Annotated in this window: 1 protein-coding gene; it reads left to right on the top strand. The window is 43.5% G+C overall.

Annotated features, from left to right (window positions below; all coding sequences use genetic code 11):
* Positions 1-864: RNA polymerase sigma factor RpoS (gene rpoS, locus AB4653_RS22055; RefSeq protein WP_372105352.1), on the top strand; the 864-nt coding region annotated here is incomplete at its 5' end.
* Between the last annotated feature and the right edge of the window lie 172 nt (positions 865-1,036).

The raw sequence follows: 1,036 nt of genomic DNA, 5'->3' as shown, positions 1-1,036 counted from the left end.
GAGACTGAAGTTACGTCTAAAAGCTTAGATGCGACTCAACTCTACTTAGGCGAAATCGGTTTCTCACCACTATTAACCGCTGAAGAAGAAGTACTTTATGCACGTCGAGCTCTACGCGGTGATGAAGCAGCACGCAAACGCATGATCGAAAGTAACCTGCGTTTGGTGGTGAAAATTTCTCGTCGTTATAGCAACCGTGGTCTTGCACTTCTCGATCTTATTGAAGAAGGCAACCTAGGTTTGATTCGCGCCGTAGAGAAGTTTGACCCAGAGCGTGGCTTCCGTTTCTCAACTTACGCAACATGGTGGATTCGTCAAACCATTGAACGTGCGCTAATGAATCAGACTCGCACTATCCGTTTGCCAATCCATGTTGTGAAAGAGCTGAACATCTACCTACGTACCGCAAGAGAACTTTCACAAAAACTTGACCATGAACCAACGGCAGAAGAAATTGCTTCTAAGCTAGACAAACCTGTTGGTGATGTGAGCAAGATGCTTCGTCTAAACGAAAGAGTGAGCTCTGTTGATACACCTATCGGTGGTGATGGTGAGAAAGCGCTACTGGATATAATTCCGGACATCAACAACTCAGACCCTGAGGTTTCAACTCAAGATAGCGATATTAAGAACTCGTTGATTTTCTGGCTTGATGAGCTGAATCCTAAGCAGAAAGAGGTGCTTGCGCGTCGCTTTGGATTACTTGGCTATGAACCATCAACACTAGAAGAAGTAGGCCGTGAAATTAGCCTAACTCGTGAACGCGTTCGCCAAATCCAAGTTGAAGGTCTGCGTCGTCTACGTGAGATTTTAATCAAGCAAGGCTTGAATATGGAAAACCTGTTCAACGTAGAAAACGACTAAATGAACTGATGATGTTTCTTTGAATAGAAGACAAATAAAAACGCTGACTTTAATTCAGCGTTTTTTTGTTTGTGGCTTTTGTTGTTCATGCTGCCGACTCAAGCGACAGTACAAAACGACAATAGCAACCTACTTGGAAAGAGACTAAAGTAACTTCTTCAAACGGTAGAGT

It is taken from the genome of Vibrio sp. 10N.222.48.A3, assembly GCF_041475345.1.
GTDB lineage: Bacteria > Pseudomonadota > Gammaproteobacteria > Enterobacterales > Vibrionaceae > Vibrio > Vibrio tasmaniensis_A.
The sequence above is the reverse complement of the archived record's forward strand: the minus strand, read 5'-3'. Positions and strand labels throughout refer to the sequence as shown.